This is a genomic window from Chryseobacterium balustinum (assembly GCF_900168205.1).
GTDB classification, from domain to species: Bacteria; Bacteroidota; Bacteroidia; order Flavobacteriales; family Weeksellaceae; genus Chryseobacterium; species Chryseobacterium balustinum.
In genome coordinates this window covers 12,494-28,400 of the sequence record NZ_FUZE01000010.1, presented here as the reverse complement: position 1 = coordinate 28,400, position 15,907 = coordinate 12,494, and the positions used below count along the sequence as shown (strand labels likewise).

Here is a 15,907-nt window from a genome sequence, read left to right as displayed (position 1 = left end):
ATATTAGACTTTATATATTAGACTTTTATATGTCTAATTTTTCGTTGGCAAAGATAAGGTTTTTGAAAGTTTTAAAATAAAAAAAACTCCCCGAAGGAAGTTTAAAGTATAATATTGTAAAATTTTCTAAAGAATTGCAGCCGTATCAGGATGGTTATTTTCTAAAGCATAATCTTTTGCTGTCTTACCTTGACGGTCTTTAGTGTCTTTTTTAGCCCCTTTTTTTAAAAATAATTTTACGGTATCTGTGTAGCCATATCTTGCGGCATACATAAGTGGAGTTGTGTCGCTACAAGATTTATTAACGTCTACATTGTTTTCAAACAAATAGTTGATCACATTTACTCTTTCATATCTTGCACTTAAAGACAAGAGATTGTAAGGGACTTGTTTAATATCAAAACACTTGGTCAATTCGTCTTTCTTGAAAACCTTTTTTATATCTTCTATTTTGTCTGTCTGGAAGATTCTTGTTTTCTCACTAGAAAGTTCTTGTGCAAACAATCCATTACTAAAAATAGCAATTCCAAATAGTAAAGAAGTAGTAATTATTTTTTTCATAAATCTTAATTTTATCTAAATAATATACAAAGCTAAATATTTTTTTTGATACATGTTGCTAATTATTAATTGATTTCATTGTTTTTTATGAAATTCACTACATGAAGTTTCATATCATTGATAATTAAGAATTTCGCAAATGCAAGTTACAAAGTTTCATCGATTAAATTATAATGCTTCTTAACTAAAGATTTTCCTTTAAAATTTATACTATATTATCACTAAATGTTGAAAATTATTTTTGTTAAAAAACATTAACTATTTGTAACCATATTATCATAAAAAATACCGAAGCGTAAACTTCGGTATTCAATATTTTTAAGATGTTAGGATTTATTTCCCTCCAAAAAGCCCGCCTAGAATATCTCCTAAACCTCCACTTTGTTGTTGTTTTTGTTGTCCGCCTCCACCAAGAACGCTTCCTAAAATATCATTCAAAGGATTTCCAGAAGACTGCGATTGCCCACCACCTAAAACACTTCCTAGGATATCGTTTAAAGGATTAGACTGCTGTTGCTGAGCCTGAGTTTGTGCACCGCCTAAAATTCCACCTAAAAGATCACCAAGACCTCCAGCTCCCACATTGTTTTGTTGTTTTTCTTTACCAATATAGCCCATAATTACAGGAGCAAGCATTGCCAAGATAGGTCCGATTTTATCAATAGAAATTCCTGTATTTTGTGATAACTGATTTTCTACATTACCTTTTTCACTTCCAAAAACATGAGAGAGAATTGACCCGCCTTCATTTTGTCTTGCTTCCAACTGTGAAGTATCATCTAAAATACTTCCGTCGTGATCTTTATCTAATGCATTATTTAAAGCTTCGGCTTCTTTATTGTCTTGAGATTTGTTTCTCAGATAAGAAATTACAAGAGGTGTTGCTACTGCCAAAAGTGCGAGGATTTGGTTCTTGCTGATTCCGAATTTGTTTTCAGCCTGCTCCGCAACCTGATTTCCTGTGTTTCCTGTAAGTAAATCTATTAAACTCATTTTTGTGCTTATTTTTTAGGTGTTAATAAACTCAAAGTTATCAAAAATATTGACAATGTATAATTTAATTTAAAACAAAAATCTAAGGTTAATATCTTGAAGAATAGATTAGTTTTTCAAAATGGGAACATTCGAACAAGCCTCACCAAACATCAGAGATTTTATAATCGGCTGAATTTTTTCCACCAATTCTACGTATGCATTTTCTGGAATTAGCTTGTCAGAGCAGCCTTTTACCAATACTCTTTTTCCTTCCATTACAGAGAAATCATGGCTGTTGATCGCATCATGCATTAAGATTATTTCTAAATTTTCTAAATTTCCGAAAACTATTTTTTTTGTAACGTCTGTTAATTTAGCAGTGATTAAAAAGTAAGCCCAAAGTGGTACGATTGCATCAGCAGAATTATAGATGTAAACGTAAGTATCTTTGTATTCTTCAGTGTCGATTGCGGCTACTTTTTCACGGAAGTCTTTTTCTTTTAAAATCATTTCCATAAAAAGAAAATCTTTAAGATCAATACCTTTTCTTGCACCTTTGGGAACAAGATCAGTAAGGTCAAAGTTGATCAATCCGCTTGCGGCTACTTTATTTTTTATTTCAAGTTCTTCTGACATTTTTTTATCATTATCTTTGAAGCAAATTTACTCAATTATAATTTGAATTTTGATGTTTGCAATTTGAGATTAAATGTCATTTCAATAGATAAAATCATTCATCGCTTATCAATTGTCATTTATGAAATATTATATCATCGCAGGTGAAGCATCCGGAGATTTGCACGGAAGCAATTTAATGAAAGCTTTAAAGGAAAAAGATCCTAACGCAGAATTCAGATTTTGGGGTGGAGATTTGATGCAGAAACAAGGCGGTACTTTGGTGAAGCACTATCGAGATTTAGCTTTTATGGGCTTTTTGGAAGTTGCGATGAACTTGAGAACGATTTTAAATAATATTAAAATCTGCAAAGAAGATATTAAAAATAATCAGCCGGATGTTTTGATTTTGGTTGATTATCCCGGCTTCAATTTGCGAATCGCAAAATTTGCAAAAGAATTGGGCATAAAAGTAGTCTACTATATTTCTCCTCAACTTTGGGCTTGGAAAGAAGGTCGTGTTGAAATCATTAAAAAATATGTTGATGAAATGATGGTGATCTTGCCTTTCGAGGAAGATTTTTATCACAAGCATGATGTAAAATCTCACTTTGTAGGACATCCTTTGTTGGATGCAATTTCTACACTTCAGGATATTTCTGTTGATGATTTTAAAACTGAAAATGGTTTAAATGAAAAAGAAATCATTGCACTTTTGCCAGGTTCCAGAAAACAGGAGGTGGAAAAAATGTTGGAAATCATGCTTTCTGTTCGTCCTCATTTTGAGAATTATCAGTTTGTGATTGCGGGAGCACCAAGTCTTGAAAAGGAGTTTTATCAAAAATATGTTGATGAAAATGTACATTTCGTATCCAACAAAACTTATGATTTGCTGAGATGTTCAAAAGCAGCTTTGGTTACTTCAGGAACGGCAACGTTGGAAACTGCTTTGCTGAATATTCCAGAAGTGGTTTGTTATCGCGGAAGCAAAATTTCTTACGCTATTGCCAAAAGATTGGTGAAAAACATCAAATATATTTCTTTGGTAAATCTGATTATGGATCGGGAAGTGGTGAAAGAATTAATTCAAAGTGAACTCAATACTAAAAATCTTGTTAAAGAATTAAATTTCATTATTGATGGTGAAAAAAGAAGTGAAATGCTTCAAGATTTTAAATTACTCAGAGAAAAATTGGGCGGAAAAGGTGCAAGTGAAAATGCAGCTGATATTATTTTGAATCTCAAAAAATAGAAATAAATCTATTCCGGTATTCTAAAATTTTCTAACTTAGTTTGTTCAAACACAAATGATTTTGAACAAGCAACCTCTTTTGATTGTTGTACTCTGTTTTATTCTTGGAATTTTCTTTCAGGATAAATTCATTCTTGAGCAAAATTCCATCATTTTAATTCTACTTTTTTCTGTCATTATTTTCGGATTATTTTTTCTGAAAAACCAGATTCTATTTAAAATCAGAAATTTCCTTTTGATGATTTTCTTTTTCGGATTAGGAATTTCTTTTCATTTTTATAATAATTTGAATCTTCAAAAGATTGATGTAAAAACCAATGAAACCATCATTTTTAAAGTTTCAAAAAAATTAAATTCAAACGAAAAATATAGAAAGTACGAGGTTTTAGCTGAGGTTGATAATCGGTCTTTTCAAGCGATTGTAAATGTTGTAAAAAATCAGAAAGAATTAGATTTTAATCATTATTATAAAGCAAAAGCCTATCTGGTTCAACCAAAATCACCGGAACACGATTTTCAGTTTGATTATTCAAAATATTTAAAGCGAAAAAATATTTCCTATCAATGTTATATTAACGGAGAAATCTCGTCTGCTGCAAGAAGCGATTTGAGTTTTACAGAAAAGATCAGGCAAAAACGTCTTGAAACATTGCAGGAAATTAGCAATTCTGAAATGTCTTTGCGAAGTCGCGAATTTTTAAAAGGAATAATTTTGGCAGACCGCACAGAAATTGATGCTGAAACCGTTCAGGATTTTAACCGTTCCGGTTTGGTGCATTTTCTTGCTATTTCAGGAACGCATATCGTCGTGATTTTCGGGATGTTTTATTTCCTGATGATGAGGTTTGCATCTGTTCGCCTGAAAAAATATGCCATCATTATCAGTTTACTATTCATCTGGATTTTTGCCATTTTCATTGGATTTGGAAATTCTGTGGTGCGGTCTTGCATCATGATTTCTGTATATTTTATTTACTTATTGCTTCAAAGAAAACCAGATCTGCTCCATTCAATGGCACTTTCGGCATTTATTATTTTAATGATTGATACGCAGCAAATTTTTGATGTAGGTTTTCAGTTGAGTTTTCTGGCTGTGTTGGGGATTTATTGGTTGAATCAACCGATTTTAAAATACCTTCCGAGACAGGATAATTTTTTCAAAAAACTGATTTATAATACAATTTCTATTTCTATTGCAGCACAATTGGCGACATTGCCTCTAGTTTTGTACTATTTTCATCAGTTTTCATTGATTTCAATTATTGCGAACTTTATAATTGTTCCGTTTTCGGAGCTTATCATTATCTTTTCTTTTTTAATGACTGCGCTGATTGGTTTTAATTTAGATTTTGAAATAATTAATTGGTGTTACGATTTTATTATTAAGATTTTGCTGAATGTAATTCATTGGTTTGCTGATTTCGATGCCGTTTTCTTTGAAAATATTCCTTTAAATTTAGCTGAGGTTTTTCTCCTGTTTGGGATTGTTTATTTCCTAAAATTTATGCTTGATAAACTCAGTTTCAGAAATATTTCAAATATAGTTTTAGCCATTACCGTATTTTTAGTTATCAGAATTTCTTTTAATCTTATTGAAAACCAGAAAGATGAGTTTTTAGTACATCATTATAAAAAAGAAAATATTATTTCCATGAAAAAAGGAAATAAGGCAATTTTTTGGATGAATTCTTCGGATGATAAAAATAAAATTCAACAGTATATTATCAATCCCTATGTTTCTTCACGGAGGATAAAAAATTTAGAAATCAAAAATTTTCCGGCTTCGGCTAAAATGGTAAAGTTTGAAGGTAAAATTTATGAATTAAAGTAATCTCAAATTTTAATGCTTTTTCTTGTATTTAATATACTTATGAATCTTATTTAGAAAGATTACAAACTGTCTAATAGTGAGATTTCTCACTTTTTAGTATTGTTAACATTTCCTAATTTTGTGGAAATTCAAATTTAAACTTAATATGGCAGGTTTAACAAGTTCTACAATAGGTAGAAAATATGCTATGGCACTTTCAGCAATGTTTTTGCTGATATTCTTAGTGATGCATCTATCTACCAACATGACATCCGTTTTTAGCGAAGATGTTTTTAATGAGGCTTCTCATTTTATGGGATACAATCCGGCGGTGCAGTATCTGATGCAGCCGATTTTGATGTTTGCAGTGATTTTCCATTTTGCAATGGGGTTCGTTCTTGAGATTAAGAACAACAAGGCTCGTCCGATTAAATATGCGAACAACAACGGAGCGGCTAATTCTACATGGATGTCTAGAAATATGATTATTTCCGGAGCTGTGATCTTAGCTTTCTTGGTATTGCATTTTTATGATTTTTATTTTCCTGAAATGAACTACAAGTACATTCAGGCAAATACACCAGATGAGACAAGATATTGGGCAGAGCTTCACCACAAGTTTCACGACCTTTGGAGAGTGGCTCTTTATGTTGTTGCTTTCGGATTATTAGGTCTGCATTTGGCACACGGTTTCCAGTCTTCTTTCCAGTCGATCGGAGCTAGACACCAGAAATACACTCCTGTTATTAAAGCTTTCGGAAACTGGTATTCAATCCTTATTCCTGCAGGTTTTATTTTTATTGCAATTTTTCATTACGTAACTCAATAATATCAATATACTAATATGAGTAAATTAGATTCGAAAATTCCAGGAGGTCCTTTAAAGGATAAGTGGAAAAATCATAAAGACCATATGAACCTTGTTGCACCAAACAACAGAGATAAGATTGATATTATTGTTGTAGGTACAGGTTTGGCAGGAGGTTCTGCTGCAGCTACTTTGGCTGAGCAAGGATATAATGTAAAAGCATTCTGCTACCAAGATTCACCAAGAAGAGCACACTCTATTGCTGCACAAGGTGGTATCAACGCTGCTAAAAACTATCAAGGTGATGGTGACTCTACTTACAGATTGTTCTACGATACCATTAAAGGTGGTGACTACAGAGCAAGAGAGGCAAACGTTTACAGATTAGCTGAAGTTTCTGCAAATATTATCGACCAGTGTGTATCTCAAGGGGTTCCATTCGGTAGAGATTACGGCGGACAATTAGATAACCGTTCATTTGGTGGAGTTCAGGTTAAAAGAACTTTCTACGCAAAAGGACAAACTGGTCAACAGTTATTATTAGGTGCATATTCTTCATTAAGCCGTCAAATCGGAAAAGGAAGAGTAAAAATGTACAACCGTCACGAAATGCTTGAATTGGTAATCGTAGACGGAAAAGCAAGAGGAATTATTGCAAGAAACCTGGTAACAGGTGAAATCGAAAGACACTCAGCTCACGCAGTGGTAATTGCTTCAGGAGGTTACGGAAACGTATATTTCCTTTCTACTAACGCAATGGGTTCTAACGTTTCTGCAGCTTGGAAAATCCACAAAAAAGGAGCTTACTTCGCAAACCCTTGTTATGTACAGATTCACCCAACTTGTATTCCGGTTCACGGAACACAGCAGTCTAAACTGACTTTGATGTCTGAATCACTTAGAAACTCCGGAAGAATTTGGGTTCCTAAGAAAATTGAAGATTCAGTTGCCATCAGAGAAGGTAAATTGAGACCTGAAAATATTAAAGAAGAAGATAGAGATTACTATTTAGAAAGAAGATATCCTGCATTCGGAAACCTGGTTCCTCGTGACGTTGCGTCTAGAGCAGGTAAAGAAAGATGTGATGCTGGTTTCGGAATCGAAAATAATGAAACTAAAGAAGGTGTTTACCTGGATTTCTCTACAGAGATTATGAAAAAAGGTAAAGAATCTGCTATCGAAAAACATATTCACAATCCTACAGAGCAACAAATCTATGATTTAGGAAAAGCTTGGATTGAGGAAAAATATGGTAACTTATTCGTAATGTACGAAAAGATTACTGCAGATGATCCTTACAAAACTCCAATGAAGATCTATCCTGCTGTACACTACACAATGGGTGGTGTTTGGGTTGATTATAACTTACAATCTACAATTCCTGGATGTTTCGTTGTTGGGGAAGCAAACTTCTCAGACCACGGTGCAAACAGATTAGGAGCCTCTGCTTTGATGCAAGGTTTGGCAGACGGATATTTCGTTCTTCCTTACACAATTGCAGATTATCTTTCTGCAGACATCAGAACGGGAGAAATTCCTACTAACTCTGCTGAATTTGACGCAGCTGAAAAAGAAATTAAAGACAAAGTAAACTTCTTTGTTAATAATAAAGGAACACACTCAGTAGATTATTTCCATAAACAATTAGGACACATTATGTGGAATAAAGTGGGGATGGGAAGAACTCCTGAAGGTTTGAGAGAAGCTATCGTAGAAATTGACGAAGTGAAAAAGAACTTCTGGAAAGATGTAAAAGTAATGGGTGAAACTGAAGGAATGAACACCGAGCTTGAAAAAGCATTCAGAGTTGCCGATTTTATCGAATTAGGTCAATTAATGGCTATCGATGCATTACACAGAAACGAATCTTGTGGAGGACATTTCAGAGAAGATCATGCGACTCCGGAAGGTGAAGCAGAAAGAGATGATGTTAACTTCAAATATGTAGGAGCTTGGGAATATCAGGGTGATGATATCAAACAAGAAGTTCTACACAAAGAAGACCTTATCTATGAGAACATCGAAGTTAAAGCGAGAAGTTACAAATAATCTCCAACCTATAAATAAATAATTATGAGTGCAAAAAAAGGCCTTCATCTTACGCTGAAAATTTGGAGACAAAAAAATACAAAAACTAAAGGTCAGTTTGAGACCTATAAAATATCAGATGTTTCTACAGATTCTTCATTCTTGGAGATGTTAGACATTCTGAACGAGAACCTTATCAACGAAGGAAAAGAACCTATCGCTTTTGACCACGACTGTCGTGAAGGAATCTGCGGTATGTGTTCTCTTTACATCAATGGTAGAGCTCACGGTCCGGATACGGGTATTACAACATGTCAGCTTCACATGAGAATGTTCAAAGACGGTGAAACTATCGTTATCGAACCGTGGAGAAGTGCTGCGTTCCCTGTTATCAAAGACTTAATGGTAGACAGAAGTGCATTCGACAGAGTAATGGCTGCAGGTGGATTTATCTCTGTAAACACTTCAGGAAATACTTTGGATGCAAATGCAATTCCGGTTCCTAAAGAAGATGCAGACAAAGCAATGGATGCTGCAGCTTGTATCGGTTGTGGAGCTTGTGTTGCAACTTGTAAAAATGGTTCTGCAATGCTATTCGTTGGAGCTAAAGTTTCTCAGTACGCATTGTTACCTCAAGGTAGAGTAGAAGCGAAACGTAGAGTTCTAAACATGGTGAAAGCTATGGACGAAGAAGGTTTCGGTAACTGTTCAAATACAGGAGCTTGTGAAGTAGAGTGTCCTAAAGGAATTTCTCTTGAAAATATCGCAAGAATGAACAGAGAATACATGGCTGCTTATGCAGACAGAGGATAATCTGTTTTAAAATAAATTATAAAAATCGTCTTCCGTTGTGGAGACGATTTTTTTTAGTTAAATCTTTCATAAATTACCTTCAAATATTGCATTTAGTATATTTGAAAAACTTATTTTTGCTAAATTATTTAAAATCAAAAATGAAAAAATATCTTTTGTTGTTTGTCATTGCAATATTTGTAATGTCTTGTTCAAAAAAAGTTGAAGTAAAAGGAAAAATCGCAGGCAGTTCTCCATTAGAGAGAATTGAGTTTGTAGAAGCTTCCGGTGTTGCTACATTACCATTGGCTAACTTTGGTATCGATAAAGACGGAAACTTTACAGGAACTTTTGAAGCTCCAAAAAACGGAATGTATGTGATTAATTATGCCGGAAAACAGAATCTTATTTTCCTTAAGGGAGGTCAGAAACTTAATATTTCAGGTAATTCTGCTAGTTTCCCGAACGAATATGTAGTTACAGGAGATGCAAAAAGTGATAACGACTTTTTTCAAGCTTGCCAGAAATTCTTAACAACTTACGGTCAGACGTTGAATATTCAGCAGTTGACTGCAAGTGATGAGGCTGCGTATGTAAAGGCAATGCAGAAAATTGAAGCTGATATCAATAAAAACATCGAAGAAAATGTAAAGAAATTCAACCCTGGAAAAGAAGTGGTAGAATGGAAAAAAATAGATGCTAAAACAGCTATTCTTAATTTATTGGTAAATTATGAAATGACCAAAAAGCAAATGTCTGGTAACAATCCTTCATTCAAGCTGGCAAAAGTATTCACTGATTACGAAACCAAGCTTCAGGAGAATAAAGATACCATGATCAAAACAAGTCCGTTTTACAGACAGTATCTTTTAACAAAGATGAGTACAGATTTTCAAACATTTGCTCAGGCAAAAGCGCAAGGAAAAACAGATATTACAACTTCAGAATTATTCAATGAATTCTTGAAAGGTAAAAAAGAAGTTTCTCAAATAGAGAAAGATTATTTATTGGCTTTTGTAATGGCTCAGTCTGACGTACATCCACAAACTCCTGCCGCTACGACAGATAAAATCAAAAAGATTATCGAAGAAGATATTAAAGACGCTACCATTAAAGCTGATTTGAAGAAAATGCTTTTCGTAATCAGCGGATTCAAAATTGGTGATGATGCTCCGGAAGCTGCTTTGGTAAAACAAGATGGTTCAGCTTATAAATTAAGTGAAAACAAAGGAAAACCATACATGTTAGTATTCTACGCATCTTGGAATCCTTATATTGCTGAAGGTACAGTTCCTGTTTTAAAAGAAGTAGTAAATTTCTATAAGTCTAAAATGAATTTCGTTTTCGTAAACCTTGATGATACTAAAGATCAGTTTACTAAAACAAGCAACGCTTTACTAAAAGGAATTTCTGGAACTAATGTTTACGGTGACGGAGGTTTAAACTCTGATATTGCTAAAAAATATGGTGTATACGGTTTCAAATTACCAAGCTTCATCGTAGTTGATAAAAATGGTAAAGTAGCAAGCAGATCTTTCGTAAATCTAGGTGATCAAGATTTGATTACAATTTTAGATAAGCAAACAGGTCTTTCAGCTCCAAAAGTAGATCCTGCAGCTCAATTGCAGATTGATCCTTCAGCTTTACAGCAACAAGCGGCTCCTCAGGTTGAGAAAGTTCCGGTTGAAGCGAAATAATTAGCTTAAACAGAATATAAAAAACCTTGTCTTCGGATAAGGTTTTTTTTTATTGTATTTTTGCAGACAAAATTGAAACTGAAAGGTTTCACGTTAAATTATTAGAAAAAATAGAAAATAGATGAAGTGTAGGGTAGAAAGCTATATTCATCATACTTGAATTGATATGAGAAAGAAGAAAGACGTAATTCTTGAGAATATAAAACTTTTTGCAGCGGGTGCAAAAGGAGTTGCGATAGGAAAGACTGAAGAAGGGAAAACTGTTTTGGTTTCCGGAGCGATTCCTGGAGATGTGGTTAATGCAAGAGTAAAAAAATCAAAATCAAAATATTTTGAGGCTGAAGTAAAAGAAATTGTTGAAAGATCACCATTCAGAGTGGAGCCGAAGTGTATTCATTTCGGAACTTGTGGCGGTTGCAAATGGCAGAATATGAGCTACGAAAAGCAGCTTGATTTTAAACAAGAAGAAGTTTACAATAATATCAAAAGAATTGGTGGAATCGATGATTTTGAAACCGTTCCGATTTTGGGTGCAGAAGAACAGTATTTCTACAGAAATAAAATGGAATTTTCTTTCTCTAATGCAAGATGGTTAAGCCAGTACGAGATCAGTTCTGAAGAAAATTTTGGAAGCAGAGATGCGCTAGGATTCCATATTCCGGGAATGTGGAGTAAAATTTTAGATCTAAAAGAATGTTTCCTTCAGGAAGATCCATCGAATGCGATTCGTTTAGCTGTAAAGAAATTCGCTGAGAATAAAGGTTTAGACTTTTTTGATGTGAAAAGTCAGAAAGGTTTCTTGAGAACTTTGATGATGAGACAAAACTCAAAAGGAGAATGGATGGTTTTATTCCAGCTTTACAGAGAAGAAAAAGAAAACCGTACGCAGCTTTTTGATTTCTTGTTGGAGCAATTCCCACAGATAAAAACATTGGTGTATGCCATCAATCCTAAACAAAATGATTCAATCTACGATTTAAATGTTAATATTTACTTCGGAGACGGATTCTTAATGGAAGAAATGGACGGCTTGAAATTTAAAATTGGCCCGAAATCTTTCTTCCAGACCAATTATAAACAGGCTTTAGAATTATACAGAAAAACCCTTGAGTTTGCTGATTTAAAAGGTGATGAAGTGGTTTATGATCTATATACAGGAACCGGAACTATTGCTCAGTATGTTGCAAGAAATGCAAAGCATGTAATTGGTATTGAGTCTGTACAGGAAGCCATTGATGCTGCAATTGAACACGCTGAATTAAATGGTTTAACCAATACGACTTTCTATTGTGGTGATATGAAAAATGTGTTTAATGATGAGTTCTTAGAAAACCATCCAAAAGCGGATGTATTGATTACCGACCCACCAAGAGACGGAATGCACCAGAAAGTAGTAGAGCAGATCTTAAAATTAGCTCCTGAAAAAGTAGTGTATGTAAGTTGTAATTCTGCAACGCAGGCTAGAGATTTAGCTTTAATGAAAGAGCATTATGCTTTGGTGAAAATTTTACCGGTTGATATGTTCCCGCAAACACATCATGTTGAAAATATTGCGTTATTAATAAAGAAATAATTTATTTAAATTTGAAAATACAAAAATCAAAAGTTTAATGAATATGATAAAGAACTGTAAAGCTGTTTTCTTAGTGGGTGCATTATTTTTTACCCAGCAGAATTTATTTTCTCAGGAAAAAGAGAATGATTCTACTGCAACTGTAAAAAAAGATACTGCCGTAGTAAAGAAAGATGATAAAAAGAAAAGTCTGATCAAACCATTTAAAGAAATCATTACCGATAAAGCGGTTTCAGATCAGGGAGTTTTTACGGTTCATAAAGTAGACGACAAATATTATTTTGAAATTCCGGACGCCATGCTGAAAAAGGAATTTCTTTTGGTGACAAGGTTAACAAAAGCGGCTGCAGGAATGCGTTCCGGAACTTCCGGTTATGCCGGTGATCAAATTGGGCAGCAGGTAATCGCTTTTGAGAAAGGTCCGAAAGATAAAATTTTGTTGCGTTCGATTTCTCACGTAGATTATGCCAAAGATTCTACCTCGCAGATGTATAATTCGGTGACTAGAAATAATGTGCAGTCTATCATTAAATCTTTTGATGTAAAAGCTTACGGAGTAAAGAATAACTCTTCTGTAATTGAAGTTACAGATGTTTTGAATTCTGATAACGAGCTGACTTCTTTTTCCGTTTGGTCTAAAGATTCTTACAGAGTCGGGACTTTCCAGAAAGATATGTCGTTTGTGAATTTTGTGAAATCTTTCCCAAGCAATATTGAAATCAATACCACTAAAACTTTTGCAAGAACTTTAGGAGCGCCTGTAACTCCGGCAATTCCGGGAAGACCTGCACCAAAAATCAGTGGAAATTATACGGTGGAAATTAATTCTTCGTTCGTACTTCTTCCTGAAAATAAAATGCAGGCAAGATATTTTGATCCTAGAGTTGGATATTTTACAGTAGGGTATACCGATTTCGATTTAGATCCTCAAGGGGTAAAAAGGATCTCATTAGTAAAAAGATGGCGTCTTGAGCCAAAACCTCAGGATTTAGAAAAATATAATAAAGGTGAATTGGTAGAACCGGCAAAACCGATTGTATTCTACATCGATCCTGCAACTCCGAAAAAATGGGTTCCTTACTTAATGCAGGGAGTTAATGATTGGCAAAAAGCTTTTGAAAAAGCCGGATTTAAGAATGCAATCGTAGCAAAAGTTCCGGATCCTAAAGTTGATCCAGAGTGGAGTTTGGAAGATGCAAGATTTTCAGCAATCGTTTATAAACCTTCAGATGTACCTAATGCTTCAGGGCCTTCAATCGCCGATCCTAGAACGGGTGAGATTTTAGAAAGTCACATCAATTGGTATCATAATGTAATGTTGTTGTTAAGAAACTGGTATTTTGTACAGGCTGCTCCAAATGATGAAAGAGCAAGAAAAATGGAGTTTGATGAGAAACTGATGGGTGAACTTATCCGTTTTGTATCTTCTCACGAAGTTGGGCATACTTTAGGTTTGAGACATAATTATGGTTCAAGTTCTACCGTTCCTGTTGAAAAGTTGAGAGATAAAAAGTGGCTAGAGAAAAACGGTCACACTCCTTCTATTATGGATTATGCAAGATTTAATTATGTTGCACAACCGGAAGATAAAATTGGTGATGCAGGAATTTTCCCTAGAATCGGTGATTACGACGATTGGGCAATTGAATGGGGCTATAAAAGATTTAATCAGTTTAAAACTCCGGATGCAGAAAAACAATATCTGAATCAATGGGTAATTAAAAATCTTAAAAACGAAAGACTTTGGTTTGGTACAGAAACCAACCCATTAGATCCAAGATCTCAAAGTGAGCAAGTTGGTGATAATGCGATGATTGCAAGTACTTATGGGATCAAAAATCTTCAAAGAATTGTTGATAACTTAGATCAATGGACGAAAACACCAAACGAAGATTACAAAAATCTTGACATGATGTACGATCAGGTGACGACTCAATTTAAAAGATATTTAGGTCACGTTTCAAAATACATCGGTGGACAAATGGAAACTCCGAAAACGGCAGAACAGTCTGGTGCGGTTTATGAAGTTGTTGCCAAAAAAGATCAAAAGGAGGCGATGAAGTTTTTAAATGAAAATGTTTTCATCACTCCGCAATGGTTGCTTAAGAAAGATATTTTTGAGAAGACAGGTAAAGCTCCGGTAAAAACAGTTGAAGAAATTCAAAATGTTGTTTTGGGAAGAGTTTTAAGTCCGATGGTACTTCAGAGTCTTTATCAGTCTGAAGCGGTTGACCAAAATTCTTATCCATTGGTTGAGCTTTTTTCAGATTTAAATAGTTCAATTATTAAAAAAGATAACGCAGACATTTACGGAAGAAATCTTCAGAGAAATTATGTAGACACTCTAATAAGATTGATTGATAATAAAAATTCTGATAAATCTGATGTTTCTGCTATCGTAAGAGGAAATTTAAATACCATTAAAAAAGATCTTTTAGCAAAAAATACTTCTAATGATTTGGTCAATAAATATCATAATGAAGATTTGGTTTTCCGTATCGAGAAAGCCTTAGATCCAAAATAAAGATTTAAATATGAAATATTTTAAATTTATCATATTCATTCTTGCATTGTCATCGGTCATTTCATGTGGAAGTGATGATGATATCTGCGATAGTGGTGAGGGTACACCACGGATGAAAATTGCATTTAAAAAAGGCAATCAGATCACAAAGATTGATAAAATAAAAGTTTTTGTAGATTACGGTTCAAAAATTGTAACCTTGGGAACTTTTTCACAAGTTGATTCTATCTTTGTTCCATTACGTGTAGATGAATCTCCTTATACTGATATCTATGTAAAGACACTCGATTCAGAAGATTCTACAAGAGTAAGAGTCAATTACACGACCAAAGCTATTTACGTTTCTCCGGCATGTGGTGTCAAGAAAAATTACGAAAATGTAAATTCAGTATTATCAGCTCCGAACTCATTGAAAAGTGTAGAACAAGGGCAAAATTTTATAGAAAATGAAGACAAGACTAATTTATTCTTTAATTTTTAGTGTTTTCGGTTTGCTGATTTTTTCTGCACAGGAAACAGAAGAAGCTGATAAACCAAAATGGAAATATGAACCCAATTTTATTGTAGGGGTTGATATTTTGAATGCCGGAGCTTCATTTTTCTCAGATAGACAGTTTTTTCAGGGATTTATTTCATCTAAAGTAAAAGATAATCTTCACGGAATTATAGAGGCAGGTTTTGATAAAAATATTTACCAAAATAACGGTTATGATGCTAAAGCAAGCGGTCCCTTCATAAAAATCGGAGCCTTTTACATGTTGGCAAGAGACCCTGAAAATGATTTCAACGGTTTTTATGGAGGCGGAAAAATAGGCGGGTCATTTTACACTCAGGAATATATGAAGATTCCGGTGCGTGGTTTTGCAGGAAACAGCTCTTACGTTTCAATGCCTTCTTCTTCTTCACAGTCATCTTTCTGGCTTGAAGGAAATTTAGGCGGAAGAGTACAGTTGTTTACATCTAATTTTTATATCGATGTCAGCATGCAACCACGTTATCTGATGGTTACTTCTAAACAAGACGACGTCGTTCCGATGATTGTTCCCGGTTTTGGAAAAAGCTCCAATAAGTTTAATATGGGCTTTGCATGGAATATAGCGTATAAGTTTTAATAGAAAGAGCTAAAACTCACTGATTATAAATTTTCGAATTATTTAGATACTAAAAAAACTCCAGATTTTTCTGGAGTTTTTCCATTATTAATAATTCTAACAAATGTGATTGTGATTTTAATAAAAAAAATGTCATTATACTAAATATATATATGCTAAA

Annotated in this window: 13 protein-coding genes; 10 read left to right on the top strand and 3 right to left on the bottom strand. The window is 34.0% G+C overall.

Annotated elements, in window-relative coordinates; genetic code table 11:
- Nucleotides 1–126 precede the first annotated feature (126 nt).
- The 3 genes from B5X64_RS12615 to B5X64_RS12605 all read right to left on the bottom strand — a co-directional run bounded on the left by B5X64_RS12615 (nt 127) and on the right by B5X64_RS12605 (nt 2,172).
- Nucleotides 127–561 carry an ankyrin repeat domain-containing protein gene (locus tag B5X64_RS12615; protein ID WP_079465598.1) on the bottom strand — a complete coding sequence of 145 codons (435 nt, stop codon included), beginning with the start codon at nt 559–561 and terminating at the stop codon, nt 127–129.
- Nucleotides 562–894: 333 nt separating this feature from the next.
- Nucleotides 895–1,554: a DUF937 domain-containing protein gene (locus tag B5X64_RS12610; protein WP_079465597.1), complete on the bottom strand. Its 660-nt coding sequence runs from the start codon at nt 1,552–1,554 to the stop codon at nt 895–897.
- A 108-nt stretch (nt 1,555–1,662) separates the two neighbouring features.
- On the bottom strand, nt 1,663–2,172 hold the full coding sequence (locus tag B5X64_RS12605) for a DUF2480 family protein (RefSeq protein WP_079465596.1): 510 nt from the start codon (nt 2,170–2,172) through the stop codon (nt 1,663–1,665).
- Nucleotides 2,173–2,293: 121 nt separating this feature from the next.
- Between B5X64_RS12605 and lpxB the strand changes: the two genes are divergently transcribed.
- From lpxB to B5X64_RS12555, 10 genes are all read left to right on the top strand, one after another.
- The gene (gene lpxB, locus B5X64_RS12600) at nt 2,294–3,403 is read left to right on the top strand and encodes a lipid-A-disaccharide synthase (protein WP_079465595.1); all 1,110 of its coding nucleotides are present in this window, start codon (nt 2,294–2,296) and stop codon (nt 3,401–3,403) included.
- Nucleotides 3,404–3,458: 55 nt separating this feature from the next.
- The gene (locus tag B5X64_RS12595) at nt 3,459–5,234 is read left to right on the top strand and encodes a ComEC/Rec2 family competence protein (protein ID WP_079465594.1); all 1,776 of its coding nucleotides are present in this window, start codon (nt 3,459–3,461) and stop codon (nt 5,232–5,234) included.
- 145 nt (nt 5,235–5,379) lie between these two features.
- Nucleotides 5,380–6,042, top strand: a complete 663-nt coding sequence (locus tag B5X64_RS12590; protein ID WP_066674590.1) for a succinate dehydrogenase cytochrome b subunit — start codon at nt 5,380–5,382, stop codon at nt 6,040–6,042.
- Between the two features lie 15 nt (nt 6,043–6,057).
- Entirely contained in the window at nt 6,058–8,070 is a 2,013-nt protein-coding gene (locus B5X64_RS12585; protein ID WP_079465593.1) for a fumarate reductase/succinate dehydrogenase flavoprotein subunit, read from the top strand.
- Nucleotides 8,071–8,094: 24 nt separating this feature from the next.
- A complete protein-coding gene (locus B5X64_RS12580; protein WP_074232040.1) occupies nt 8,095–8,862 on the top strand; it encodes a succinate dehydrogenase/fumarate reductase iron-sulfur subunit in 768 nt (255 codons plus the stop codon).
- 140 nt (nt 8,863–9,002) lie between these two features.
- A complete protein-coding gene (locus tag B5X64_RS12575; protein ID WP_079465592.1) occupies nt 9,003–10,538 on the top strand; it encodes a TlpA family protein disulfide reductase in 1,536 nt (511 codons plus the stop codon).
- A 166-nt stretch (nt 10,539–10,704) separates the two neighbouring features.
- Complete coding sequence (rlmD, locus tag B5X64_RS12570) at nt 10,705–12,111, top strand: 23S rRNA (uracil(1939)-C(5))-methyltransferase RlmD (RefSeq protein WP_079465591.1); 1,407 nt, start codon at nt 10,705–10,707, stop codon at nt 12,109–12,111.
- Nucleotides 12,112–12,154: 43 nt separating this feature from the next.
- Nucleotides 12,155–14,635 carry a zinc-dependent metalloprotease gene (locus B5X64_RS12565; RefSeq protein WP_079465693.1) on the top strand — a complete coding sequence of 827 codons (2,481 nt, stop codon included), beginning with the start codon at nt 12,155–12,157 and terminating at the stop codon, nt 14,633–14,635.
- A 10-nt stretch (nt 14,636–14,645) separates the two neighbouring features.
- Nucleotides 14,646–15,116, top strand: a complete 471-nt coding sequence (locus tag B5X64_RS12560) for a DUF6452 family protein (protein WP_079465590.1) — start codon at nt 14,646–14,648, stop codon at nt 15,114–15,116.
- Nucleotides 15,082–15,747, top strand: a complete 666-nt coding sequence (locus B5X64_RS12555) for a DUF6048 family protein (protein ID WP_079465589.1) — start codon at nt 15,082–15,084, stop codon at nt 15,745–15,747. Before B5X64_RS12560 ends, B5X64_RS12555 begins: the two co-directional genes overlap by 35 nt.
- The last annotated feature ends 160 nt before the right edge of the window (nt 15,748–15,907 follow it).